The following is a 22,485-nucleotide window of genomic DNA, read 5'->3' on the forward strand; positions in this document are numbered from 1 at the left end:
CCCACGATCCGGCGATCCGGGCGGGTCCGGCGGGTGGTGGAGCGCGAGGGGCGCCCGCGGCTTATTTAGTTGACCTAACGAAATAAGAAGCGTACTGTTACTTAGAGCAACAAAGTATTCGAGCCCGGGAGCCCTTCATGTCGGTCGCGCAGCACACCGCCGCTGAGCTGGTGCACAACATCTTTGACCTGCAGCGCGCCCTGCGCGGGGTCACGGCGGCCGGCATGAAGTACTCCGAGCTGGGTCCGGCGCACACCGGCGTCCTGTTCTTCATCGGGGAGGGCGGCCCCCTGCGGGCGTCGGCCCTCGCGGCGAAGCTCGGTATCGGGCCGTCCGCCCTGAGCCGGCAGCTCGCGGACCTCGAGCAGTACGGGTTCGTGCTGCGCACCCCGGATCCCCTGGACGGCCGGGCGTGCCTGCTCTCGCTGTCCGGGGAGGGGCAGAGGTACCTCGCGGACACCTACGAGCGCAGGGCGGAGACGTTGCGGGAGGTCCTGTCCGACTGGACCGAGAGCGAGGCCGAGGCGGCGTCGCGATCGGTCCAGCAGCTCACCCTCGCCCTCCGCTCCACGGCCCCGCTCGGGACGGGGCAGACGGGCCGTGCGGGACCACCCAGGGCACACCGCACCGAAGCACGCTCCACCGAACGCCGCACCACCGAAGACCGCACGGGCAATGACGGCCGTCATCACCTGGACCCCACGTCCGAGATCACGAAGGAAGAACGCTGATGGCCACCCATCCCACCACGACGAGGACCGCCGAGGCCGCCGGGCCGCAACCGGCATCGACACCCCAACCCCCGGCCGGTGAACCCATGAGCCACAAGCAGATCCTGCAGGCGCTCACGGGTCTGCTCGCGGGCCTGTTCACGGCGATCCTCAGCAGCACGATCGTGGCGAACGCCCTGCCCACGATCATGAGCGACCTCAACGGCTCCCAGACGGACTTCGCCTGGGTCATCACGGCCGCGCTGCTCGCCAATGCGGCCACCACGCCCATCTGGGGCAAGTTCGCCGACCTGTTCGACAAGAAGATCCTGGTGCAGGCCAGCATCGTCATCTTCGTGGCGGGCTCCGTCCTCGCGGGCCTCGCGCAGACCATCCCGCTGTTGCTGACGGCGCGTGTCATCCAGGGTGTGGCCATGGGCGGCCTCACCGCCCTCGCGCAGGCCATCATCGGCACCATCATCGCGCCACGCGAGCGTGGCCGGTACTCCGGCTACATGGGCGGCGTCATGGCCGTGGCGACCGCGGGTGGGCCTCTCCTCGGCGGCTTCATCGTCGACTCCCCGCTGGGCTGGCGCTGGACGTTCTTCGTCTGCGTGCCGCTCGCGATCATCGCCTTGGTCCTGCTGCAGGTCACGCTGAAGCTCCCCGACACGCGCCGCAAGGCACGCATCGACTGGCTCGGCTCCATCCTCCTGACCGCCGGCGTCAGCCTGCTGCTCATCTGGGTCTCCTTCGCCGGCAAGGAGGGCTACTACGAGTGGTTCTCCCGAGAATCCGCCCTGATGGTCGGCGGCAGCGTCATCCTGCTGGCGCTCCTCCTCGTGGTCGAGTCCAAGGTGGCCGAGCCCATCATCCCGCTCAAGATCATCTCCGAGCGCACCACGGCCCTGGCGATCATCGCCTCGATCGCCGTCGGCATCGCGCTGTTCGCCAGCTCGAGCTACCTCGGCCAGTACTACCAGGTGGCCCGCGGCGCCACGCCCACCGAGGCCGGCCTGCTCACGCTGCCCATGATCGCCGGCAACCTGCTCGGCTCCATCGGTGCCGGCATGCTCGTCACCAAGTTCGGGAAGTGGAAGCGGTACATCGTCGCCGGCGCCCTGTTCCTCATCGCGGGCCTCGGCCTGGCCGGCACCATCGACCACCTGACCGACCTCCGGCTCGTGGGCATCTACACCTTCGTCTTCGGCCTGGGACTCGGCCTCATGCTGCAGAACCTCGTCCTCGCCGTCCAGAACACGGTGGCCGTGAAGGACATCGGCTCCGCCAGCGCCTCGGTGGCGTTCTTCCGCTCGATGGGCGGTGCCGCGGGCGTCGCCGTCCTCGGTGCCATCCTCGGTACGCAGGTGGAGAACAGGACCACCGAAGGCCTCGAGGCTGCGGGGATCCCCACGACCGGCGGCGCTGCAGGGGGTTCGCTCGACCTCGTCGATCTCCCCGCGCCCATCGCCGACATCGTGCGCGCCGCCTACGGCGACAGCACGGCCATGATCTTCCTCATCACGGCGGTGATCGCGGTGATCGGCCTCGTGTGCGTCCTGTTCATCAAGGAGTCGCCGTTGCGCCGCACCGTCGACTTCGCCCCGACGGCCCCCGCGGGTCCTGCCGGATCCGTGTCCCCGGCCGCCACCGGGACGGAGCCCGGTGGCGCAGGGTCGCCGGCCGCCGGTGCCCCGGCAACGCAGGCGCAGTCCTCGACCGCCGCTGCCCGCCCCGCCGATGAGACAGGCGTCGAGAGCGCGCGGCACGCACAGTCCGACGTCGTCGCCGTGCAGCCGTCCCACGGCAGGCACAGTGCCGGACCCCTCGAGATCTCGAAGGCCGACGTCGACCGCGTGGCCCGGGAGCTGACCGAGCTCGAGGCCGAACTCACGGATCGCGCGGACGCCCGCCGCTAGTCGCTCGTCCTCGGATCGGAACAGGCCACCGGGAGATCCCGGTGGCCTGTTCGTGTGCCGACCCGGGACTATTTGTTCCGCAGGGCTGCAAAACCCTTGCCCTGTCGGTCAGTGTGCCGTAGCGTACTGGCCATCGGTCGTCGAAACGTTTAGACGACCGGTCGTCGGAGCAGGTGCGACGCCCTCATCCCAGCGGACACAGGAGTCGGCATGGCGAATATCCACGACGTCGCGCGCGTCGCCGGTGTGTCCATCAGCACCGTCTCCTACGCTCTGAGTGGCAAGCGCCCCATCGGTGAGAAGACCCGGCTGCGCATCGATGACGCGGTGCGCGAACTCGACTACATGCCGAACGCTGCCGGCCGGATGCTTGCAGGGACGCGTACCCGGATCTTCGCGCTCACGGCGCCGCTGAGGAGCGACACCTATGCGCCCGCCCACATGGCATTCGTCCTGTCCGTGGTCACGGCGGCCCGGAAGTACGACTACGACGTCCTGCTCCTCACCGAGGACGAGGCGACGGACGGGCTCCGTCGTGTCTCCTCGAGCAGGCTCGTGGACGGCATCATCGTGCTGGACGTCTCTATCAACGACGAGCGCGCAGATCTCGTGCGATCGCTCGGTGTCCCTGCGGCCCTTATCGGGGTGCCCCGGAACGCGGAGGGCCTGGTCTGCGTGGACCTGGATTTCGAGGCCGCGGCGGGTCTCGCCGTCGATCGGCTGGTCGATGCCGGGCACACCTCCCTGGCGCTCCTCGGACACCCGGCGGCCGTCTATGAGCGAGGCTCCAACTTCCTCATGCGCTTCCGGGACGGGTTCCTGCGCCGGGCGGCCGAACGCGAGGTCGCCGCGTCCTTCACCATGGTCGAGAAGGAGGCGGCTCAAGTCCGCTCCGCCCTGGCCGAGCTCCTCGACGCCCATCCGGCGCCCACGGGACTCGTGGTCCACGCGGAGGAGGGCGTCCATAAGACACTCCTCGACGCCGTAGCGGGGCGTGGCCTGTCCATCCCCGGCGACCTGTCCATCATCGCGGGTGTGCCGACCTTCGACACCTCCGCCTTCACCCCGCCACTGAACGTCATACCGCTCATCCCGGCGGATTCCTGCACCCGTGCGGTCGAGCTCGCAGTCCAGCAGCTCGACGGCGCCGTCGCCCCGCGCGTCGAGCTCGTCGCGCCCAGATACCGCGATCACGGCTCGGTCGCGGCACCCCGACCGGGCCCCTAGGGCCGGTCTCCTGTCCACTGTCAGGTTCCGCTCCGAGGGTCCTGCGTCCATCTATCGAAACGTTTCGACAAGCGCCGCCCGCCAGAGGGCGTCCGGCCACTACAAGGGAGTAGCGATGAAGAACAGCAGAATGATCCTGGGGGCAGCCCTGACGGCCGCAGCCCTCGCCCTGTCGGGCTGCTCGAGCTCCGGCTCGGGCTCGGACCCCGGGTCGGGAGGGGAGGGGGACACCCTCAAGCTCTGGCACTTCGAGAGCGAGACGAGCGCCATGGGCATCGCCTGGGCCGAGGCCATCAGGGTGTTCGAGGAGGAGACCGGCGCAACGGTCGAGTTCGAGGAACGCAGCTTCGAGCAGATCCGCTCCACCGCGAGCCAGGTCCTGAACTCGGACGAGGCCCCGGATCTCCTCGAGTACAACAAGGGCAACGCGACGGCCGGCTTGCTCTCCAGCCAGGGCCTGCTCACCAACCTTGACGACGCCGTCGAGCAGTACGGGTGGGACGACAAGCTCGCACCCTCGCTGCAGACCACGGCGAAGTACGACGAGCAGGGCATCATGGGCTCCGGCAGCTGGTTCGGCGTCCCCAACTACGGGGAGTTCGTCGAGGTCTACTACAACCAGGACATGTTCACCGCGGCGGGCCTCGAGGTACCGACCACGCTGGCCGAATTCGAGCAGGTGCTGCAGGCCTTCACCGACCAGGGTGTCACCCCGATGGCGCAGTCAGCTGCCGAGTACCCGCTGGGCCAGCTCTGGTACCAGCTCGCCCTGACGAAGGCGGACCGCGGCTGGGTCGAGGACTACCAGCTCTACAAGAACCCGGTGGACTGGCAGGGCGAGGAGGTCTCGTTCGCCACGGAGACGGTGAAGGACTGGACCGACAAGGGCTACATCTCGACCAACGCCACCGGCTCGACGGCGGAGGATGCGGGCACCGCCTTCATCAACGGCACCAACCCGATCTTCTTCTCGGGCAGCTGGTGGCACAACCGGTTCACCACCGAGGCCACCGGCTTCGAATGGGGCACATTCCTCTTCCCCGAGGCCGAGCTCGCCCCGGGGTCCGCGGGCAACATGTGGGCCGTGCCGGAGAACGCGGCGAACAAGGACCTCGCCTACGAGTTCATCGACATCACCATGCGCCCCGAGATCCAGAACCTGATCGGCAACAACGGCGGCGTCCCGGTCGCCGCCGATCCGGCGGACATCACCGACGAGAAGAGCTCGGAGCTCATCTCGAACTTCAACGCCCTCACCGAGAAGGACGGCATCGCCTTCTACCCGGACTGGCCCACGCCCACCTTCTACGACGAGTTGAACGCCGGCCTCCAGGAGCTGATGAACGGCACGAAGTCGCCGGAGGAGTTCCAGCAGCAGATCGGCGAGCAGTACCAGAGCGGCGTCGACGACATCGTCGGCTGACCGAAGCATCCCTCCGGCCGCGCCCCGTCACTCCCGGCGGCGGCGCGGTCGGGCCCCTGACCCCTGCCCTGGAAGGTGCACGCCCATGGCGATCGCAACCCGGTCGAAGGAGCGCACTGCGCGCCCGACCACCAGTCTCATCCCCGGCTCCAGCCGCAATTCCTTCTGGTTCTACCTGCTGCCGGGTCTCGCCCTGCTCACGCTCGTCATCGTGGTGCCGTTGCTGTGGAACGTCTACCTGACCTTCACCTCCTACCGCGGTATCCGCCCGCCGGAGTTCATCGGCCTCGAGAACTGGGTGGAGCTTTTCGGTGACACCACGTTCTGGACCTCGTTCCGCAACTCCGTCGCCATGATCGTCGCGATGGTGGTGGTGCCCACGGTGCTCGGCCTCGTCCTCGCGGCGATGCTGTTCGACCTCATCGGTCGGAAGTTCGGCGGGCGCCTCGCGAGTTTCCTGCGGGCCACCTACTACCTGCCGCAGATCCTCCCCGGCGTCATCGCGGCGATCGTGATCGGCTGGATCCTCCGGCCCGAGAACGGCGCGCTGAACCAGGTGCTCGCCGCCATGGGTCTCGGCGGCCTGCAGGGCAACTGGCTCGGCGACCCCGACACCGCGCTGCCGAGCATCATGGTCATCATGGTCTGGGTGCAGCTCGGCTACCCCGTGGTCATCTTCATGGCGGCCCTGCAGCGCGTCGACCCCGAGCTCTACGAGGCCGCCGAGCTCGACGGCGCCAACTGGTTCCAGCGCTTCCGCGCGATCACCGTCAGCATCATCCGGCCCGAGATCTTCGTGGTCACCCTCACGTGCGCGATCGCCGCACTCAAGGTCTTCGGTCCCATCTATGCCCTGACCGGCGGCGGACCCGGCACCTCCACGATCGTGCCCGCGTACTACGCGTACAGCGAGTTCTTCCAGTCCCAGCAGGTGGGTTACGGGGCGACGATCGCCACCGCACTGACAGTGGTCATCGCCGCCGTCAGCATCATCTTCGTCCTCGTGCAGACGAGGCTCGAGCGCAGCGAGGAGGCACGCTGATGGCCGTTCCCACCCTGACCGCCCCTGAGGTGGTCCAGGAACCACCCCGCCAACGACGGCGTTCCGGCCGGTCCCGCAAGACCGTCGGTGACTGGCTCATCCTGGCCGTGGCGGTCCTGATCGGGCTGCTCATCGCGGTCCCGTTCCTGCTGATCCTCGCCAACTCCTTCAAGTCGCCCACCGACTACGCGCAGGGCGGTCCGCTGTCCCTGCCCTCGGCTCTCTACTTCGACGGCATCACCGCGTTCTGGGAGCGCGTGGACTTTCCCCGGAAGCTCTGGAACAGCTTCTTCATCAGCGCCGTCGTGGCGGTGCTCGCCGTCGGGATCTCGATGTTCAACGCCTTCGCCCTGGGCATCGGACGGGTGCGCGGACGGACCTGGCTGGTGCTGCTGATCCTGCTCGCCAACATGTTGCCGCAGGAGGTGCTCCTCTACCCGCTGTACTTCATGTTCCGGCAGGTGGGCCTCTACGACAGCGTATGGGCCGTCATCATCATCTTCACCGTCATCCAGAGCGCGTTCGGCACCTACCTGCTGGCGTCGGTGTACGGGACGTTCCCGAAGGAGCTGCTGGAGGCGGCGTCGCTCGACGGCGCGAGCCGCTGGCAGATCCTGTGGCGGGTCATCTTCCCCATCTCGCGGCCCACGCTGAGCGTGCTGCTCATCTTCTTCTTCATCTGGACCTGGAACGAGTTCCTGATCCCGCTGACGTTCCTGGTGGGCAACGACAACCAGACCGTCCCGGTGGCGATCACCGTCCTGCAGGGCGATCGCCTCATGGACGTCACCACCACGAGCGCCTCAGCCCTCCTCGGACTTCTTCCGACGCTCATCTTCTTCCTCATCTTCCAACGCACCCTCACCCGGGGCATCACCGCAGGAGCAGTCAAGTAACCATGAAATTCACCGATGGATTCTGGCATGTCCGCCCCGGCGTCGACGCGCAGTACGCGCAGGAGGCCTACGACATCGAGGCGGTGGACTACCGGCGCCTCGTCGTCTCGGCCCCCACCAGGGTCATCGGGCGCCGCGGCGATACGCTGAACCGAGCCCTGCTGACGGTCACGCTCAGCACCCCGCTCGACGGCGTGATCGGCGTGCGGATCGAGAACCACCGCGGCGACACCCCGCACCGGGGTTTCGAGCTCGTCGGTGCGGTGGACGGGCTCGGCGCGGCGAAGGCGGACGACGACGGCGGTGTCCTCACCGCCGGGCCACTGACTGCACGCATCAGCCGCGGGGCGCCGTGGAACCTGTCCTTCGAGGCGGACGGGCGGACGCTCACCTCCAGCGGCCACAAGTCGGTGGGCCGTATGGGTCTCGCGCCGGACGCCCCCGTGACCGCCGAGCCGGCCGGCGTCGCCGGGGTGACCGAGACAGGGCGCGCGCCGTCGCCGTCGTACCTCCACGCCCAGCTCTCCCTCGGTGTGGGCGAACTGGTGTACGGCCTGGGGGAGCGCTTCGGCCCACTCGTGAAGAACGGGCAGACCGTGGACATCTGGAACGCCGACGGTGGCACCTCCAGTGAGCAGTCGTACAAGAACGTGCCGTTCTACCTGACCAATCGCGGGTACGGGGTGTTCGTGAACCACCCCGAGCACGTGTCCTTCGAGGTGGGTTCCGAGGCCGTGGAACGCGTGCAGTTCTCGGTGCCGGGGGAGACACTCGAGTACTTCGTGATCTGCGGTCCCACGCCGGCCGACATCCTCGAGCGCTATACGCGCCTGACCGGACGTCCCGCACAGGTGCCCGCGTGGTCCTACGGGCTGTGGCTGTCCACGAGCTTCACCACGGACTACGACGAGGCCACGGTGTCGCGCTTCGTCGACGGCATGGCCGAACGGGATCTGCCGCTGAGCGTCTTCCACTTCGACTGCTTCTGGATGCGGGAGTTCAACTGGACGGACTTCGAGTGGGACCCGCGGGTCTTCCCGGACCCCGAGGGCATGCTCGCACGGCTGCACGGCAAGGGCCTGCGGGTCAGCGCCTGGCTCAACCCGTACATCGGCCAGCGCTCGAAGCTGTTCGACGAGGCAGCACGCGCCGGCTACCTCGTGAAGCGCGACGACGGCACGGTGTGGCAGTGGGACCTGTGGCAGGCGGGCATGGGCCTCGTGGACTTCACGAACCCGGACGCCACCGCCTGGTTCCAGGACAAGATCCGCACACTGCTCGGCCAGGGCGTCGATGCCATCAAGACCGACTTCGGAGAGCGCGTCCCGCTCGGTGTGCGCTGGCACGACGGCACGCCGGCGGAGACCATGCACAACCTCTACCCTCAGCTCTACAACCGGGCCGTGTTCGACGTCCTCGAGGAGGTCCGCGGGACGGGGGAGGCGGTCCTCTTCGCCCGGTCCGCGACTGCGGGCGGGCAGCAGATGCCGGTGCACTGGGGCGGCGACAACTCGTCGTCGTTCGAATCGATGGCCGAGACGCTGCGCGGCGGGCTGTCCCTCGCACTCAGCGGTTTCGGGTACTGGAGCCATGACATCGGTGGATTCGAGGGCTCCCCGGATCCGGCCGTGTTCAAGCGGTGGCTCGCGTTCGGCCTCCTCTCGAGCCATTCACGCCTGCACGGCTCCACCAACTACCGCGTCCCGTGGCTGTTCGACACGGGCGGCGAGCCCGAGGGTCAGAGCGCCGTCGACGTCACCCGGGTCTTCTCCCGACTGAAGCTCTCCCTCATGCCCTACCTCTACGCGGTGGGCCTCGAGGCGCATGAGCGGGGTACGCCCTTCATGCGGCCCTTGCAGCTCGCCTTCCCCGACGATCCCGCCGTCGCCCACCTCGACCGGCAGTACATGCTCGGCCCCGACCTGCTCGTGGCCCCCGTGTTCTCCGCGGACGGCGTGGTGGAGTACTACCTCCCCGCCGGGACGTGGACGCAACTGCTCACCGGGGAGGTGGTCACCGGTGGTGCATGGCGGCGGGAGACGCACGGCTTCGACAGCCTGCCCCTGTGGGTGCGCGGGGGCGCCGTCCTCGTCACCGGCAGCACCTCGGACCGCCCCGACTACGACTACCTGGACGACCCTCTAATCACCGTCTACCCGGGTGCGACCGACGGCACCACTGTCCGCGTGGCCACCCCGTCAGGGACCGGGGGCGAGTTCCGGGTGTCGCGCTCCGCGACGGGCTATCGCATCACGGGTCCGGACGGCAGCGCGTTCCGCGCCCGCCTCGCCGGGGGCGGGGAGGTGGCGTCCGACGACGGCGCCGCGGAGCTGGGGACCAGTAGCATCGGAGGGTGAAACCGTTCCTCCTGCTGGGTACCCGTGCCGAAGACTATGCGGCCGACGCCGAATACCGCAGTTTCCTGCGCTACGGCGGGCTCGACGACGACGACCTGTGGCGCATCCGCGTGGAAGCGCAGCCACTTCCGGCCCTGGACCTCGCGGACTACTCCGGGATCTTCCTCGGCGGGAGTCCCTTCAACTCCTCCGATCCCGAGGAGTCCAAGAGCGCCGTCCAGTTGCGGGTGGAGGCCGAGCTCGGGCTGCTGCTGGACCGGGTGGTCGCCGAGGACTTCCCGTTCTTCGGTGCGTGCTACGGCGTCGGGACCCTGGGTCGTCACCAGGGAGCCGTCATCGACACCACTTATGCGGAGCCGGTGGGTACCGTCGAGGTCACGCTGACCGCGGACGGTGCCACCGATCCGCTGCTCGCCGGGTTGCCGTCGTCGTTCGCCGCCTACGTGGGGCACAAGGAGGCGTGTGCCACGCTGGCGGGATCGGCGGTGCTACTCGCGTCGTCGGCCACGTGTCCCGTGCAGATGTTCCGTGTGGGCCGGAACGTGTACGCCACGCAGTTCCATCCGGAGCTCGACGTCGAGGCGCTCGTGGGCAGGATCGACACCTATCGGCATGCGGGGTACTTCCCGGCGGAGCAGGCCGACGAGTACATGGAGCGGGCGCGCGCCACCGTGGTGGACCAGCCCCACGTCATCCTGCGCACGTTCGTCACGCGGTACGCCCGGGACTGACGGTCACCGGTACACCGCGAGCGCCTGCGCCTGCGGTGTACCGGTCTGCGCTGATCCTGTCGCAAAGCTGAGGGTCGTCCGCGCCTATGCACCCTACGATCGAGGAGTGGGTGATCAGGGGCGATGAAGGCCGCAGGGCGCGAGCGGGAGGCGCAGCAGGAGCAGGCGGACCGCGCAGCGGAACGTGCCGACCAGCTGCGTGCCGAACTGACGCGGGCGCGCATCGAACTCGAGCTCTTCGAACGCCGGCCGGTCCCTTCCGAGGAGCCTGCCGAGGCCGATCCCGCCCCTGGGTCCCCGCGCGGGGAAGTCCGGCGCCGCGGAGGGCCGTCCGGTGTCGCCGTCGGGCTCTGCCTCGTCGCCTTCTACCTGCTGCTCGTCGCCCTCGCGCACGGGACCCCGGACGTCACCGCCGCGGGTGACCTGCTGCACCCGTCCGTCTCTCCGTCCGTGCCTGCCATGCCCGCTACATACCTGCCCGCGTCCGTCCCGCCTCCTTCCGCAGCTGCGTAGGAGTCTGCTTCTACGGGCCGCCCTGTATCCGGCGGGTCCGTACCGCATCGCATCCGTCTCGCTCCCGTCCCCAGCTGCGTAGGAGTCCCGCCCTACAGTCCGCGCCGTATCCGGTGGGTGCGTACCGCATCGCATCCCTCGTCGGAGACAGGTGCAGCCCGGTGAACACTTCCTGTCGCGCGTCGGTGCCGCGCTGTACTGTCGTGGAACAGACAGGGCGACACGGAAGAGGTAGCTGCCATCGGTTCCAGCACGAGCACCACTCCAGCGGCCCGCACGGTGCCGGTGATCCCCGCGCCCGGCGAGAAGCGGCACCACCGGGTGCTCATTATCGGCGGCGGCAATGCCGGAGTGTCCCTCGCCGGGCGCCTCCGCCGGTACCGCGTCAAGGACATCGCGGTGATCGAGCCGCGCAGCCGCCACCTCTACCAGCCCCTGTTCTCGCACATCGCCGGAGGCACCGCCGACGCCCTCGAGGCCGTCCGGCTGCAGTCCGCGGTGATGCCCCGCGGGATCACCTGGATCCAGGACAAGGCCACGGATGTCAGCACGGACGCGCGGACAGTGCTGCTGGAGTCCGGTTCCGCCGTCACCTACGACCATCTGGTGGTCTGCCCCGGGATCCAGAACGACTGGACCGCCATCCCGGGCCTGAAGCAGGCGATGGAGGGGCCGCACGGGGCGTCGAACTACGAGTACGAGCTCGCACCGAAGGCCTGGAAGCTCTTCAAGGACCTCACGCACGGCACCGTCGTGTTCACGCAGCCGCCAGGACCCGCATCATGTGACGGTGCCGCGCAGAAACCCATGTACCTCGCGTGCGACTACTGGCGGCGCCAGGGCGTCCTGAAGGACATCCGGGTGGTCCTCGCCGTCTCCACCCCCACCATCTTCGGCATGGAGATCATCGACGAGGAACTCGGCCGGAAGATCGAGGAGTACGGGATCGAGGTCCGGTACAGCACCGAGCTCGCGTCCGTGGACCCCGAGGGTCGCACGGTGGACCTCACGAACACCGTGAGCGGCGCCTCCGAGACCCTGGCCTACGACGTCCTGCACGCCGTCCCGCCGCAGTCCGCCCCCGAGTGGCTGAAGACCACGGACCTGCCGTCGCCAGGCAACCCCGGCGGCTTCGTGGAGGTGGACCCCGTCATCCTGCGGCATACGCGGTTCCCGGAGATCTGGTCCCTGGGAGATGCCGCGTCCACGCTGAACTCGAAGTCCGGCGCTGCGCTGAGGATGCAGACCAAGGTCCTCGCGAAGAACCTGAAGGCCGTGCTGAAGGGCAGGAAGCCCACCGCGAAGTACAACCACTATTCCGCGTGCCCCTTCGTGGTGAGCCGGGGCACCGTGGTCTTCTCGGAGTTCGACGACAAGTACTCGCCGATGCCCACCATCCCGGGCTGGAACAACCTGGCGCGCGAGCGGAGGCTGACGTACGTCGCCGACCGGATCGTGCTGCCCAAGGTCTACTGGAACCTCATCCTCAAGGGCCGCGCCTGATGCGCTGAGGCACCGCCGGCCGCGTGGGTCGGGTGCCGGTGGGTAGACGAGCCGACACCGGGCGTTCACCCGCCGTTGACGGTCACGTCGGATCCGGCCGGTTGGATCGGAGCGAGCGCGCAGCGCTTCCCGCATCCTCCACCCGAAGGACATCCCATGCCCCGTATCGTCCGCTCCATCCGCTCGGCGGCCGCCGTCGCCGTCGGACTCTCGCTGCTCGCCGTCCCCACGACCGCCTCCACGGCGGAAGCCCGGTCCGCCACGAAGCAGCCCGCAGCCGGACCCGTCCTGGTCGGGCACCGCGGCGCCGGGGGGACGGCGCCCGAGAACACCGTGGCCGCCTTCAAGGACGGCCGGGCTTCCGGGGCCGACTTCATCGAGATCGACGTGCAGCTCAGCGCCGACGGCGTCCCGTTCCTCTTCCACGACGACACCCCCGCCCGCACCACCAACGTGGAGGACGTCTTCCCGGGTCGCGCCGGCGATCCCATCACGTCCTTCACCTGGGCCGAACTGCAGCAGCTCGACGCCGGTTCCTACTTCGACGTGCGCTTCACCGGCGAGCGGATCCCGCACCTCGACGATGCCGCGGCCATCGCGACCCGCTCCACCGGCGTGTACATCGAGATCAAGTCGCCCCGGAACTCGCCGGGCGTCGAGGCGCTGGTGGCCGACGAGCTGCGCACCGACCCCGCATGGCAGAAGCTCGTCGCCGCCGATAAGGTGCAGGTGATCGGCTTCGACGAGGCTTCGAACCGGACGTTCGCCGCACTGGCCCCCGAGGTGCCGCTGCAGCAGCTCACCGGCGTGGTGCCGGGCGCCGAGGTGCTGGCCCGGTGGGCCGGCTCCGTCGATTCCGTGGGCGCGAACTACCGTGGCCTGACCGCGCAGGACGTCGCCCGCGTCAAGGACGCCGGACTCGTCATGAGCGTCTACACCGTGAACTCACCCGAGGCCGTGCAGGCCGTCGTGGACCTCGGCGTCGACGCCGTGACCACCGACTTCCCCATCCAGAACGGCCGGTACCTCCGCGGGATCCCCGTCTTCCCGGGAGCGGCCGTCGAGATCAGCGGAGCCGTGAACAACCCGGCGGGCGACGACGTCCGGCCCGAGGGCGGCGAGTACGTGACGCTGCGGAACGTGTCGGGCTCGGCCGTGGATGTCAGCGGCTACTTCCTCCGCGACGCCGCGAACAACATCCTCCGGGTAGGGGAGGGGTACACCCTGCAGCCCGGCACCGAACTGCGCGTCCACACCGGCCCGGGCACCAGCTCGTCCTCGGCCTACTTCAACGGGCTGACGGCGTCGGTACTCAACAACACGGGCGATTCCCTGGGCCTGTGGTCGCCGGACCTGCGCCTGGTCGACGTCTACGCCAACTGACCGCCCGCGAAGGGACGACGGCGGCGCTGAGGCGCCGCCGTCGTCGAGTCCGCCCCCTTGTCCCACCTGAACGGCGGGTCTAAACTCAGATAATCAACCGATAAGTTGATCAACAAGGAGGTGGATCATGCGGGACGAGGCTCTCGATGCCGCCTTCTCCGCGCTCGCCGACCCGGCACGCAGGGCCATCGTGGCGCGGCTGTCGCGCAGTTCCGCGACCGTGAACGAGCTCGCGGAACCCTTCACCATCACGAAGCAGGCCGTCTCGAAGCATATTCAGGTGCTCGAGCAGGCCGGCCTGATCACGCGCACGCGGGACGGGCAACGCCGCCCTTGCCATCTCGACCCGGCTGCCCTCGAAGCATTGACCGGCTGGATCGACACCTACCGCCTGGAGGCCGAGCGGCAGTACCGCCGGCTCGACGGCGTCCTCGCAACCCTGAAGGACCAGCACAGCAAGGATCAGTCATGAGCAATCCCACCACCATCACCGCACAGCCCGGCCAGTCGTTCGTGGATATCGTCCGGGAGTTCGACGCACCCCGCGATCTCGTGTTCCGCGCCTTCACGGAACCGGAGCTCGTGCGCCAGTGGCTCGGCCCCCACCGGATCACCACGGAGATCCGCGAGTTCGACGCCGTCACCGGTGGCGCCTACTCCTACGTGCACCGCGACGACGACGGCGGCGCCTACGGCTTCCGCGGCATCTTCCACACCGTCGTGGCCCCCGAGCGGATCATCCAGACCTTCGAGTTCGACGGCGCTCCGCATCAGGTGAGTCTCGAGAGCATGACCTTCGAGGACCTGGGGGACGGCCGGACGCGGTGCTCGGGCCGGTCTGCCTTCCTCGCCCCCGAGGCCCGTGACGCGATGATCAGCAGCGGCATGGAGGTCGGGGTCAACGAGGGCTATGAGCGGCTCGACGTCGTGCTGTCCTCACTCTCCGTGACGAGCTGAGAAGCGGGCTGCCGGGGCGGCTCGGCACACGACCTGATGCGCGAGCGTGGGGCGGTCCCGGCCCTTGTCCGGGCTGGGGCCTCCCCGTAGCATCCCGTCATGGAGATCATCGAGTATCACCCGCGGCGTGACCAACTCGTGTACACCTTCGGAGGCAGTGCGCCCGTCCTGACGGTGCAGCCCGGCACGGCGCTCAGGCTCTGGACCGAGGACGCCTTCAACAACGCGCTGACCTCCGTGGACGATGTGTCCGGGGAGAAGGTGGACCTCAACTTCGTCAATCCGCAGACCGGCCCGTTCTACGTGGAGGGCGCCGAGCCCGGTGACACCCTCGCCCTCCATGTCGTGGACCTCACGCCGGCTCGCTCCTACGGTGCCTCCGCCACCATCCCCTTCTTCGGCGGACTGACCGGCACGGACCGCACGGCCACCCTGCAGGAGCCCCTGCCGGACATCACCTGGATCTACCACGTCGACACGGAGCGGCGGACGGTCGGCTTCCAGTCGCGGCTCGGCGACTTCGAGGTGGCTCTGCCGCTCGAGCCGATGCTGGGGACCATCGGGGTGGCTCCGCCCGGAGGAGAGGTCCGCTCCGCCCTCGTGCCCGAACGGTTCGGCGGCAACATGGACGCCCCCGATGTGAAAGCCGGCACCACGGTCTACCTCGGCGTCAACGTGGAGGGCGCCCTGTTCTCCATCGGCGACGGGCACTACCGCCAGGGCGAGGGTGAGGCGTGCGGCACCGCCGTCGAGGGGGCCATGCACTCGACCATCATCGTGGAGCTCATCAAGGGCGGCGCTCCCGCATGGCCGCGCCTGGAGACCGACTACCACTGGATGGCCGTCGGGTCCTCGCGTCCGATGGAGGATTCCTGGCGCATCGGACAGCTGGAGATGGTCCGCTGGTTCGGTGACCTCTTCGGGTTGCACCCACTCGACGCCTACCAGCTCCTCACCCAGACGGCGCTCGCGCCGATCGCGAACGCCGTCGACGTCAACTACAGCGTGGTGGTGAAGGCGCCCAAGGCGCTCTTCCCCACGGCGGATGCCTACGGCGGGCTCCACGCCCACCTCCGGCGGCAGGCCGCGGAACTGCGCTGACTCCCGATCCCGACCGAAGGATACCCATGGACCTGCACCTCACCGGCGCGACAGCCCTCGTCACGGGTGGCACGAAGGGCATCGGCCGCGCCATCGTCGAGTCCTTCGCCCGGGAAGGAGCGGATGTCGCCTTCTGCGCGCGTGATGCCGCTGAGGTGGCGGCCACCGAGGCGGCGCTCGCCTCCTTGCCGGGACGCGTCACGGGATACGTAATCGACGTCGGCGACGGACCGGCGCTCACCGCGTGGGTGGACACCGTGGCCTCGGAATTCGGTGGGATCGACGCCGTCGTGAGCAACGTGAGCGCCCTCGCGATCGCCGACACCGACGAGAACTGGGAGGCCAGCCTCCGCGTGGACCTCATGGGGACCGTGCGCCTCGTCAAGGCGTCTCTGCCCCATCTCGCCCGAAGCGCCCTGCCCTCGATCACGGCGATCTCGAGCGTGTCCGGCCGCGAGGTCGACTTCGCCTCGGGCCCCTACGGCACGGTGAAGACGGCTCTCATCGGTTACATGGCGGGACTCGCCTTCCAGCTCGCGGAGCAGGGTATCCGGGCGAACACCGTCTCGCCCGGGAACACCTACCACGCCGGCGGCGTCTGGGAGGGGATCGAGCAGGGGGACCCGGAGCTCTTCGCCACGGCGATGGAGCTGAACCCGACCGGCCGGATGGGCACGCCGCAGGAGGTCGCGGACGCGGTCGTGTTCCTTGCCAGCCCGCGGTCGGCCCGTACCACCGGCGCGAACATCCTGGTCGACGGCGGACTCACCCGCGGCATCCAGCTGTAGACCCTGTGCTTGGTGCTTGGTGCTTGGTGCTTGGTGCTTGGCGTTTGGCACTGCACGCCGGATGCCGGACGACGCGCTGCACGCCGCATGCCGAACGGCGAAGGGCGCCGGATGCACCGGCGCCCTTCGTTCGGTTCGCTTGCTGGATTCGGTCGGTTACTTGGAGAGGAACCGGAGCAGGATCTCGTTGATCTCAGCGCCGTGCGTCCAGAGCATGCCGTGCGGTGCGCCCTCGATCTCCACGTACTCGGCGGAGGGCAGGCGCTTGGTGAACTCGCGGCCCGTCGAGTCGATCGGCAGGATGCGGTCCTCCGTGCCGTGGACGATCAGGGCCGGCACGGTCACCTTCTCGACGTCGGAGCGGAAGTCGGTCAGCCAGGAGTCGACGACAGCAAAGGAGGCGTACCAGGACGAGCCCGCGGCGACGTTCCACGCGTTGCGCAGAGCCTCCTCGCTGAGCCGGTTCCCGAGGAAGGCGTCGGTGTTGAAGAAGTCGTTGTAGAAGTTGCTGAACCAGGCGTAGCGATCCTCGATCGCGGCACTGCGGATGCCGTCGAACACCGTGGACGGCACACCCGTCGGGTTGTCGTCGGTCTGGAGCAGGAAGGGCTCGAGCGAGCCGAGGAAGGCCGCTTTCGCCACACGTGCCTCGCCGTAGGTGCCGATGTAGCGGCCCACCTCGCCGGTGCCCATCGAGAAGCCCACGAGGACGACGTCGTTCAGGTCGAGGGTCTCGAGCACGGTGTTGAGGTCCGCGGCGAAGGTGTCGTAGTCGTAGCCGGTGGTGGGCTTGCTGGACTTGCCGAACCCGCGGCGGTCGTACGTGATGACGCGGTACCCGGCGTGCAGCAGTGCCGCGGTCTGCTTCTCCCAGGATCCGCCGTCCAGGGGATAGCCGTGGATCAGGACCACGGGCTGGCCCGCTCCGTGGTCCTCGTAGTAGAGCTCGATGTCCGTGCTGTTCTCGGTGCCGACAGTGATGAAAGCCATGATGCAGTCCTTGTCTCGAGAGGGGAGAACGTTCGTTCTCGCTCGGTGCTCACAGCGTATAGAACGCTCGTTCTCTTTTCAAGTAGAATGGACGGATGAATATCTCCGAGGCGCGGACCCGCATCGTCGCGACCGCCGACGAGCTCTACAACGCGCGCGGCATCCAGGCCGTCGGGATGGACGAGCTGCGTGCGGCGGCAGGCGTCTCGCTCAAGAAGCTGTACCAGGAGTTCCCGTCGAAGGGCAGCATCGTCATGGCAGTGCTCGAACGCCGTCACCGGTCCTGGGCCGAGGGGCTCGAGGCCACGGTCCGTCAGGCCGCAACACCGCGCGAGCGCCTCCTCGCCATCTTCGACTACCTCGCCCAGTGGTTCTGTGAGGACTCGTTCCGCGGGTGCGGATTCATCAACAGCTTCGCCGAGCTCGGCGCCGTGAGTCCCGAGGTGGCCGAGTACGCGCGGGAGCACAAGGCGTCATTCCAGGACTACGTTGTGCGCCTCGCGAATGAGGCGGGTGCGCCGCCGTACCTGGCGCCACAGCTCTCGATCCTCGCGGAGGGCGCCCAGACCACGGCGGCGATCGCCGGCACGACCGACGCCGCACGGCAGGCGCGGAGCGCGGCCGAGGTGCTGATCGATACTGCGCTGGGCGGCAGGAGCAGCAGGGCGGCCTAGCCCACCAGGTCCTGGTACTCGGGGTGCTCCTCGATGAACGCCGCGACGAACTCGCACTGCGGCACCACGGTGAGGTGCTCGGTACGTGCGTCGTCGAGCGCGTACCGGACCAGGGTGCTGCCCACGCCGTGGCCCTCGACCGCCTCGTCCACCACGGTGTGCGTGAAGGTGATCGTGCTCCCGGAGCGTTCGTAGGCGGCGATGCCGGCCTGCTCGCCGTCGAGGGTGGCGACGTAGCGGCTCTTGGCCTCGTTGTTGCTGACCTGTACATCGCTGTCGGTGGTGTTCTCGGTGCTCATGATGTCACTGTGGCACCCGCCGCGCAGGGCGGTCAACGCTTCCCTCCCACGCGGATCTGACAGCCGTCAGTCGGACCGGGATGCCGTCGTGCCCCGCTCGACCGTGCCCTCCTCGACCCCGTCCTGCTCGCCCGCGCTGCTGCGCAACCAGGTGAGGGCCTCAATCTCGGACGTGAAGAAGCGCGTGGTAGTGGGGGAGCGGTGCGAAAAGCCCGACATCACCTCGTCGACGGCGTCGGCACCCACCAGTGCGACCCTCGAGAAGCCGCGGTAGGACGCCATGCCCACGCGGGCCTCCGGAGTGACACCGGAAATACCATGCATGTGCACAAGGAGGGGGAGGGCGGCAGGGCCGTGGAATTTGGCCAGGGCACGCGCGGCGGCGACGGCGACGGCGTGGGTGATCTCGACGCCGCGGTTCCAGCGCAGCGTGAGGACGCCCCTGTCGAGGTGCGCACTGAACGGGTCCATCTCGGTCCTTCACGGGAAGTGGCATGGGTAATGGCTTGACAGCGTACCAAGCAGCGGCTGCGCGGCCGGAGTCCTGTCCACGCCCGCCCGCTCTGACATGCAGGAGGTAGCGTCATGGCATGACTTTGAGCATTCTGGTGACAGGAGCGAGCCGCGGCATCGGCGCTGCCATCGCTCGGGAACTCGCGGGGCGCGGTCATCACATCGCGGTGCACGCCGGGCGCGATGCCGCAGCGGCTCAGGGCGTCCTGGCGGATCTCCCCGGGTCCGGGCATGCCGTCGTGGTCGGGGACGTGGGTGACCCGGAGGCGTGCCGGGGTATCGTCGACGCCGCCGTGCAGGACCTCGGGGGCATCGATGTGCTGGTCAACAACGCCGGGATCTTCGAGGCGCACCCGATCGCGAGCACGTCCTACGAGGACTGGCAGCACGCGTGGCGGCGCACACTCGACGTGAACCTGATGGGACCCGCGAACCTCGCGTGGCTCGTGGCGCGTCACCTCCTGCAGCGGGAGGCCGGCCCGGAGGGTGGCCGGCTGGTCAGCGTCGGGTCGCGCGGCGCCTACCGGGGCGAGCCCGTCAACCCCGCGTACGGCGCCAGCAAGGCGGCGCTGCACTCCATGACCCAGTCCCTGGCCGTCGCGCTCGCGCCCCATGGGATCCTCGCCGCGGCGGTCGCTCCGGGCTTCGTGGAGACGGACATGGGCAGGACCGTGCTCGACGGTCCGGGCGGGGACGCCGTGAGGGCGCAGAGTCCGTTCAATCGCGTGGCGACGCCGGAGGAGATCGCTCGGGCCGTGGCCTGGCTTGCCACTGACGCACCGGTCTGGGTCAGCGGTACGGTGGTCGATGCCAACGGGGCGTCATACCTCCGGTAGATGCGTTCCCGTCCTCGCACTCTTCCGCCGCGGGCCGGGAATAGGCCTGCGCTGGGGGCTGAACACCGGATGACCGGTGGCCAGTGCCGGGCCCAGGGGCTAGCGTCGAAGGGAAGACATCCGACGAGAAGAGGGAGTTCCCATGTCACGCGTAGCCATCATCGGTGGGCACGGAAAAGTAGCACTGCATCTGACGAAGATCCTGACGAGCCAGGACCACCAGGTCACCTCGATCTTCCGCAACAAGGACCACGCGGCCGACATCGAGGAGCTCGGCGCCACCCCCGTGGTGGTGGACGTGGCCGAACTGTCCGTGGCACAGATGGCCGACGTCTTCCGCGGGCACGACGCCGTCGTCTGGTCCGCCGGTGCAGGCGGCAGCAGTGTGGAGGCCACCTACGCCGTGGACCGCGATGCGGCGATCCGCTCGATGGATGCTGCGCAGGAAGCGTCGGTGGGCCGCTACGTCATGGTGTCCTACATCGGTTCCCGCAAGGATCACGGGGTCCCCGAGCACAACGGCTTCTTCCACTACGCGGAGGCCAAGGCCGCGGCGGACGAGCACCTGCGCACTTCGGAGCTCGCATGGACCATCCTCGGTCCGGGCGGACTCACCACCGACCCCGGCACCGGGAAGATCGAGGTCTCCGACGAGCCGCAGCAGGATTCCGTGACCCGCGAGGACGTAGCACACGTGGTGGCCGTGGTCCTCGGTGAGCTCGGGACGGTGGACAAGACCATCCGGTTCAACAACGGGAACACCCCCATCGCGGAGGCCATTCAGGCTTCGCTGTAGCGCTCCCGTTCCCCGTCGGCTGCTGGCGCTGCTCATCCAGTGGACCGGCTCCGGCGGGATGCAGGGGCTTCGACGCCGTGACGCACGACTTCCTGTTCGACCGATAGCCCTGCCTGCCAGTAGGTGTTTCGTCGTGGGGCGCCTGCCCGGCCCGGTCTACCTCGCATGGTGAACCACGGAATGCCGCTGCGTGCTTCGACGACCCATGTTCCCTGATGGATGATGTGGTGATGCCGGGAACAGAGAAGTACGCCGTTGTCGATGCTGGTCGGGCCACCTCGAGTCCAGGGTCTGATGTGGTGCGCTTCGCACCAACTGGCCGGGATGGAGCAGTCGGGAAAGGCGCAGCCCTTGTCCCGGGCTACGAGCGCGCGCCGGAGATGGGGTGGGAAGAGTCGCTGCGCCCGCCCGACGTCGAGAATCCGGCCCTGTCCGCCCAGCACCAACGGGATGATGTCGGCGTCGCACGCCATCCTGCGGATGGTCCTGGCGCTGATCTGCTGGCCGAACACGGCGTGCCCTGCGCGCTGCGTCTCACCGATCAGATCCTTGTAGTCGATGGTGACCATGACCTGCGGACGGTGACCGCCGGTCGCTGGAAGGGCACCTGTCGTCAGGGCGATCCTGCAGGCGGAGACGAGGCCATCGAGAAGCCGCTGGGGTCTCGTGGGAGCGGAAGGGTCAGTCGTCTCGTCTGCGTCTGACGCAGGTGTGCCGGGTCCCGCTGCCGAGTCCCGGGAAGCACCTCCCATGGATCCCCTGGACCTGCCGTCCTGAAGCCTGGGGTTGGCAGTCGAATTCATGACGGTCACGAGGTGCTCGAACTGATCGTCGGTCGCGCCGATCTCCAGCAGATGCAGTCCGTTGCGTCGTCCTTTCAGGAACACGCCCTGCCGTGCACGCAGCACCCTCTCCGTGGGCTCCTGTCCGTCCTGATCGAGCACACCCTCCCAGCGCCGTGCGAGCGCCCAGAGGATGTCTTCATCGGACTCCACAGCGTGTTTCGTCAGGTGGCGCTCCATCCCCTCCAGCTGACGTGGCGTTGCGAAGGAGTGCACGCGCTCAAGCGACTGCACGACAAGCGTGGCAGCCCTCCCGCTGATCGCACCCGACCCGACCGCTCGCGACAGGACCTTGAATCGAGGGGGAACCGCTGCCCCCGTCGGTGAAATCGTGGGGAGTACCACGTCAGCGAGTTTCAGTCGGCGCTTCGCCTCGGTCCGGCCGATGCCGAGCGTGGCGCGGAGAAAGTCGGCACAGTCCCTGTAGCCGGCGCCCGCCGAAAGTGAGGACGCCGCTGAAGCCGATAGCGCCGCCGAAGCTGAGGACGCCGCCGAGGCCGATGACGCCGATAGCGCCGACGAAGGTGAGGATGCCGCCAAAGCCGATGACGCTGCCACCGCCGACGCTGCCACCGCCGACGCTGCCACCGTCGTAGCCGCCGTAGGCGACCCAGCCGCGGCGGCATCGGCCGGGTCGATGTCCACGACGCCGTCTCCGCCCGGAGAGCACGCCGGAGCGCCGGGGGACGGGCGGTCGCCGAAGCCGTCAGGGGAGGCGAAACGATGCTCGTCGGCCAATCGGGCGGCGACGATCTTCAGGTGATCCACCAGTCTGGAGGCACGCTCGACGTCGAGGATCACCTGCAGTGCCTCGCTCCCCGACAGAAGACGGTGGTTCCCGCTCAGCCGCTGGCCGCAGTAAGCGAGCGCCTCACATGCCGAGTCCAACGCCGCAGGGGCGTCGGGGAGGTTCTCGAGCGGTGCAATGGCCATGTCCCGATTTTATAGAACACCCGTACTATTCGTGCGTCTGGGAGGCGAATGT

The 22,485-nt window shown here is 68.6% G+C and carries 22 protein-coding genes; 18 read left to right on the forward strand and 4 right to left on the reverse strand.

What is annotated here, in order from left to right:
• The first annotated feature begins 137 nt into the window (after positions 1–137).
• The 15 genes from ACX80N_RS09255 to ACX80N_RS09325 all read left to right on the forward strand — a co-directional run bounded on the left by ACX80N_RS09255 (position 138) and on the right by ACX80N_RS09325 (position 16,550).
• Entirely contained in the window at positions 138–731 is a 594-nt protein-coding gene (locus tag ACX80N_RS09255; RefSeq protein ID WP_459339134.1) for a MarR family winged helix-turn-helix transcriptional regulator, read from the forward strand.
• 86 nt (positions 732–817) lie between these two features.
• On the forward strand, positions 818–2,629 hold the full coding sequence (locus tag ACX80N_RS09260; protein WP_459339275.1) for an MFS transporter: 1,812 nt from the start codon (positions 818–820) through the stop codon (positions 2,627–2,629).
• 210 nt (positions 2,630–2,839) lie between these two features.
• Complete coding sequence (locus ACX80N_RS09265) at positions 2,840–3,856, forward strand: LacI family DNA-binding transcriptional regulator (protein WP_459339135.1); 1,017 nt, start codon at positions 2,840–2,842, stop codon at positions 3,854–3,856.
• A 115-nt stretch (positions 3,857–3,971) separates the two neighbouring features.
• Positions 3,972–5,279: an ABC transporter substrate-binding protein gene (locus ACX80N_RS09270; RefSeq protein WP_105031172.1), complete on the forward strand. Its 1,308-nt coding sequence runs from the start codon at positions 3,972–3,974 to the stop codon at positions 5,277–5,279.
• An 85-nt stretch (positions 5,280–5,364) separates the two neighbouring features.
• A complete protein-coding gene (locus ACX80N_RS09275) occupies positions 5,365–6,321 on the forward strand; it encodes a carbohydrate ABC transporter permease (protein WP_105031171.1) in 957 nt (318 codons plus the stop codon).
• Positions 6,321–7,217, forward strand: coding sequence for a carbohydrate ABC transporter permease (locus ACX80N_RS09280; RefSeq protein ID WP_459339136.1), 897 nt, complete (start codon positions 6,321–6,323; stop codon positions 7,215–7,217). The genes ACX80N_RS09275 and ACX80N_RS09280 overlap by 1 nt, the downstream gene beginning before the upstream one ends.
• Positions 7,218–7,219: 2 nt before the next feature.
• On the forward strand, positions 7,220–9,574 hold the full coding sequence (yicI, locus tag ACX80N_RS09285; protein WP_459339137.1) for an alpha-xylosidase: 2,355 nt from the start codon (positions 7,220–7,222) through the stop codon (positions 9,572–9,574).
• A complete protein-coding gene (locus tag ACX80N_RS09290) occupies positions 9,571–10,305 on the forward strand; it encodes a glutamine amidotransferase (RefSeq protein ID WP_459339138.1) in 735 nt (244 codons plus the stop codon). The genes yicI and ACX80N_RS09290 overlap by 4 nt, the downstream gene beginning before the upstream one ends.
• Before the next feature lie 123 nt (positions 10,306–10,428).
• On the forward strand, positions 10,429–10,818 hold the full coding sequence (locus ACX80N_RS09295; RefSeq protein WP_459339139.1) for a hypothetical protein: 390 nt from the start codon (positions 10,429–10,431) through the stop codon (positions 10,816–10,818).
• Between the two features lie 288 nt (positions 10,819–11,106).
• Complete coding sequence (locus ACX80N_RS09300; RefSeq protein ID WP_459339276.1) at positions 11,107–12,321, forward strand: NAD(P)/FAD-dependent oxidoreductase; 1,215 nt, start codon at positions 11,107–11,109, stop codon at positions 12,319–12,321.
• A gap of 156 nt (positions 12,322–12,477) precedes the next feature.
• Positions 12,478–13,704, forward strand: a complete 1,227-nt coding sequence (locus tag ACX80N_RS09305; protein ID WP_459339140.1) for a glycerophosphodiester phosphodiesterase family protein — start codon at positions 12,478–12,480, stop codon at positions 13,702–13,704.
• A gap of 127 nt (positions 13,705–13,831) precedes the next feature.
• On the forward strand, positions 13,832–14,176 hold the full coding sequence (locus ACX80N_RS09310; protein WP_459339141.1) for an ArsR/SmtB family transcription factor: 345 nt from the start codon (positions 13,832–13,834) through the stop codon (positions 14,174–14,176).
• The gene (locus ACX80N_RS09315; protein WP_459339142.1) at positions 14,173–14,661 is read left to right on the forward strand and encodes an SRPBCC family protein; all 489 of its coding nucleotides are present in this window, start codon (positions 14,173–14,175) and stop codon (positions 14,659–14,661) included. The genes ACX80N_RS09310 and ACX80N_RS09315 overlap by 4 nt, the downstream gene beginning before the upstream one ends.
• Positions 14,662–14,760: 99 nt before the next feature.
• Complete coding sequence (locus tag ACX80N_RS09320; RefSeq protein ID WP_459339143.1) at positions 14,761–15,762, forward strand: acetamidase/formamidase family protein; 1,002 nt, start codon at positions 14,761–14,763, stop codon at positions 15,760–15,762.
• A gap of 26 nt (positions 15,763–15,788) precedes the next feature.
• Complete coding sequence (locus ACX80N_RS09325; RefSeq protein ID WP_459339144.1) at positions 15,789–16,550, forward strand: SDR family NAD(P)-dependent oxidoreductase; 762 nt, start codon at positions 15,789–15,791, stop codon at positions 16,548–16,550.
• A gap of 156 nt (positions 16,551–16,706) precedes the next feature.
• Here ACX80N_RS09325 and ACX80N_RS09330 read toward each other — a convergent pair whose 3' ends face one another.
• Positions 16,707–17,540, reverse strand: coding sequence for an alpha/beta fold hydrolase (locus ACX80N_RS09330; RefSeq protein WP_459339145.1), 834 nt, complete (start codon positions 17,538–17,540; stop codon positions 16,707–16,709).
• Positions 17,541–17,635: 95 nt separating this feature from the next.
• On the opposite strand from ACX80N_RS09330, the gene ACX80N_RS09335 reads away from it, so the two are divergent.
• A complete protein-coding gene (locus ACX80N_RS09335; protein WP_459339146.1) occupies positions 17,636–18,214 on the forward strand; it encodes a TetR/AcrR family transcriptional regulator in 579 nt (192 codons plus the stop codon).
• Here the strand turns inward: ACX80N_RS09335 and ACX80N_RS09340 are convergent.
• On the reverse strand, positions 18,211–18,513 hold the full coding sequence (locus ACX80N_RS09340; protein WP_105031299.1) for a GNAT family N-acetyltransferase: 303 nt from the start codon (positions 18,511–18,513) through the stop codon (positions 18,211–18,213). The two genes, ACX80N_RS09335 and ACX80N_RS09340, sit on opposite strands and share 4 nt — an antisense overlap.
• A 66-nt stretch (positions 18,514–18,579) precedes the next feature.
• Entirely contained in the window at positions 18,580–18,984 is a 405-nt protein-coding gene (locus ACX80N_RS09345; protein WP_459339147.1) for a SpoIIAA family protein, read from the reverse strand.
• A gap of 119 nt (positions 18,985–19,103) precedes the next feature.
• Between ACX80N_RS09345 and ACX80N_RS09350 the strand changes: the two genes are divergently transcribed.
• Together ACX80N_RS09350 and ACX80N_RS09355 are read left to right on the forward strand one after the other, a co-directional pair.
• A complete protein-coding gene (locus ACX80N_RS09350; protein WP_459339148.1) occupies positions 19,104–19,862 on the forward strand; it encodes an SDR family NAD(P)-dependent oxidoreductase in 759 nt (252 codons plus the stop codon).
• Positions 19,863–20,004: 142 nt separating this feature from the next.
• Positions 20,005–20,658, forward strand: a complete 654-nt coding sequence (locus ACX80N_RS09355; RefSeq protein ID WP_459339149.1) for an SDR family oxidoreductase — start codon at positions 20,005–20,007, stop codon at positions 20,656–20,658.
• Positions 20,659–20,690: 32 nt separating this feature from the next.
• On the opposite strand, the gene ACX80N_RS09360 is transcribed toward ACX80N_RS09355, so the two are convergent.
• The gene (locus tag ACX80N_RS09360) at positions 20,691–22,433 is read right to left on the reverse strand and encodes an HNH endonuclease signature motif containing protein (RefSeq protein ID WP_459339150.1); all 1,743 of its coding nucleotides are present in this window, start codon (positions 22,431–22,433) and stop codon (positions 20,691–20,693) included.
• Positions 22,434–22,485 lie beyond the last annotated feature (52 nt).

This window comes from Arthrobacter sp. MDT2-16, from assembly GCF_054510925.1.

Excerpts from the sequence above, each read along its gene's own strand:
- ACX80N_RS09255 (WP_459339134.1), top strand. The coding sequence starts at position 138 with ATGTCGGTCGCGCAGCACACCGCCGCTGAGCTGGTGCACAACATCTTT.
- ACX80N_RS09260 (WP_459339275.1), top strand. The coding sequence starts at position 818 with ATGAGCCACAAGCAGATCCTGCAGGCGCTCACGGGTCTGCTCGCGGGC.
- ACX80N_RS09265 (WP_459339135.1), top strand. The coding sequence starts at position 2,840 with ATGGCGAATATCCACGACGTCGCGCGCGTCGCCGGTGTGTCCATCAGC.
- ACX80N_RS09270 (WP_105031172.1), top strand. The coding sequence starts at position 3,972 with ATGAAGAACAGCAGAATGATCCTGGGGGCAGCCCTGACGGCCGCAGCC.
- ACX80N_RS09275 (WP_105031171.1), top strand. The coding sequence starts at position 5,365 with ATGGCGATCGCAACCCGGTCGAAGGAGCGCACTGCGCGCCCGACCACC.
- ACX80N_RS09280 (WP_459339136.1), top strand. The coding sequence starts at position 6,321 with ATGGCCGTTCCCACCCTGACCGCCCCTGAGGTGGTCCAGGAACCACCC.
- yicI (WP_459339137.1), top strand. The coding sequence starts at position 7,220 with ATGAAATTCACCGATGGATTCTGGCATGTCCGCCCCGGCGTCGACGCG.
- ACX80N_RS09295 (WP_459339139.1), top strand. The coding sequence starts at position 10,429 with ATGAAGGCCGCAGGGCGCGAGCGGGAGGCGCAGCAGGAGCAGGCGGAC.
- ACX80N_RS09305 (WP_459339140.1), top strand. The coding sequence starts at position 12,478 with ATGCCCCGTATCGTCCGCTCCATCCGCTCGGCGGCCGCCGTCGCCGTC.
- ACX80N_RS09310 (WP_459339141.1), top strand. The coding sequence starts at position 13,832 with ATGCGGGACGAGGCTCTCGATGCCGCCTTCTCCGCGCTCGCCGACCCG.
- ACX80N_RS09315 (WP_459339142.1), top strand. The coding sequence starts at position 14,173 with ATGAGCAATCCCACCACCATCACCGCACAGCCCGGCCAGTCGTTCGTG.
- ACX80N_RS09320 (WP_459339143.1), top strand. The coding sequence starts at position 14,761 with ATGGAGATCATCGAGTATCACCCGCGGCGTGACCAACTCGTGTACACC.
- ACX80N_RS09325 (WP_459339144.1), top strand. The coding sequence starts at position 15,789 with ATGGACCTGCACCTCACCGGCGCGACAGCCCTCGTCACGGGTGGCACG.
- ACX80N_RS09330 (WP_459339145.1), bottom strand. The coding sequence starts at position 17,540 with ATGGCTTTCATCACTGTCGGCACCGAGAACAGCACGGACATCGAGCTC.
- ACX80N_RS09335 (WP_459339146.1), top strand. The coding sequence starts at position 17,636 with ATGAATATCTCCGAGGCGCGGACCCGCATCGTCGCGACCGCCGACGAG.
- ACX80N_RS09340 (WP_105031299.1), bottom strand. The coding sequence starts at position 18,513 with ATGAGCACCGAGAACACCACCGACAGCGATGTACAGGTCAGCAACAAC.
- ACX80N_RS09345 (WP_459339147.1), bottom strand. The coding sequence starts at position 18,984 with ATGGACCCGTTCAGTGCGCACCTCGACAGGGGCGTCCTCACGCTGCGC.
- ACX80N_RS09350 (WP_459339148.1), top strand. The coding sequence starts at position 19,104 with ATGACTTTGAGCATTCTGGTGACAGGAGCGAGCCGCGGCATCGGCGCT.
- ACX80N_RS09355 (WP_459339149.1), top strand. The coding sequence starts at position 20,005 with ATGTCACGCGTAGCCATCATCGGTGGGCACGGAAAAGTAGCACTGCAT.
- ACX80N_RS09360 (WP_459339150.1), bottom strand. The coding sequence starts at position 22,433 with ATGGCCATTGCACCGCTCGAGAACCTCCCCGACGCCCCTGCGGCGTTG.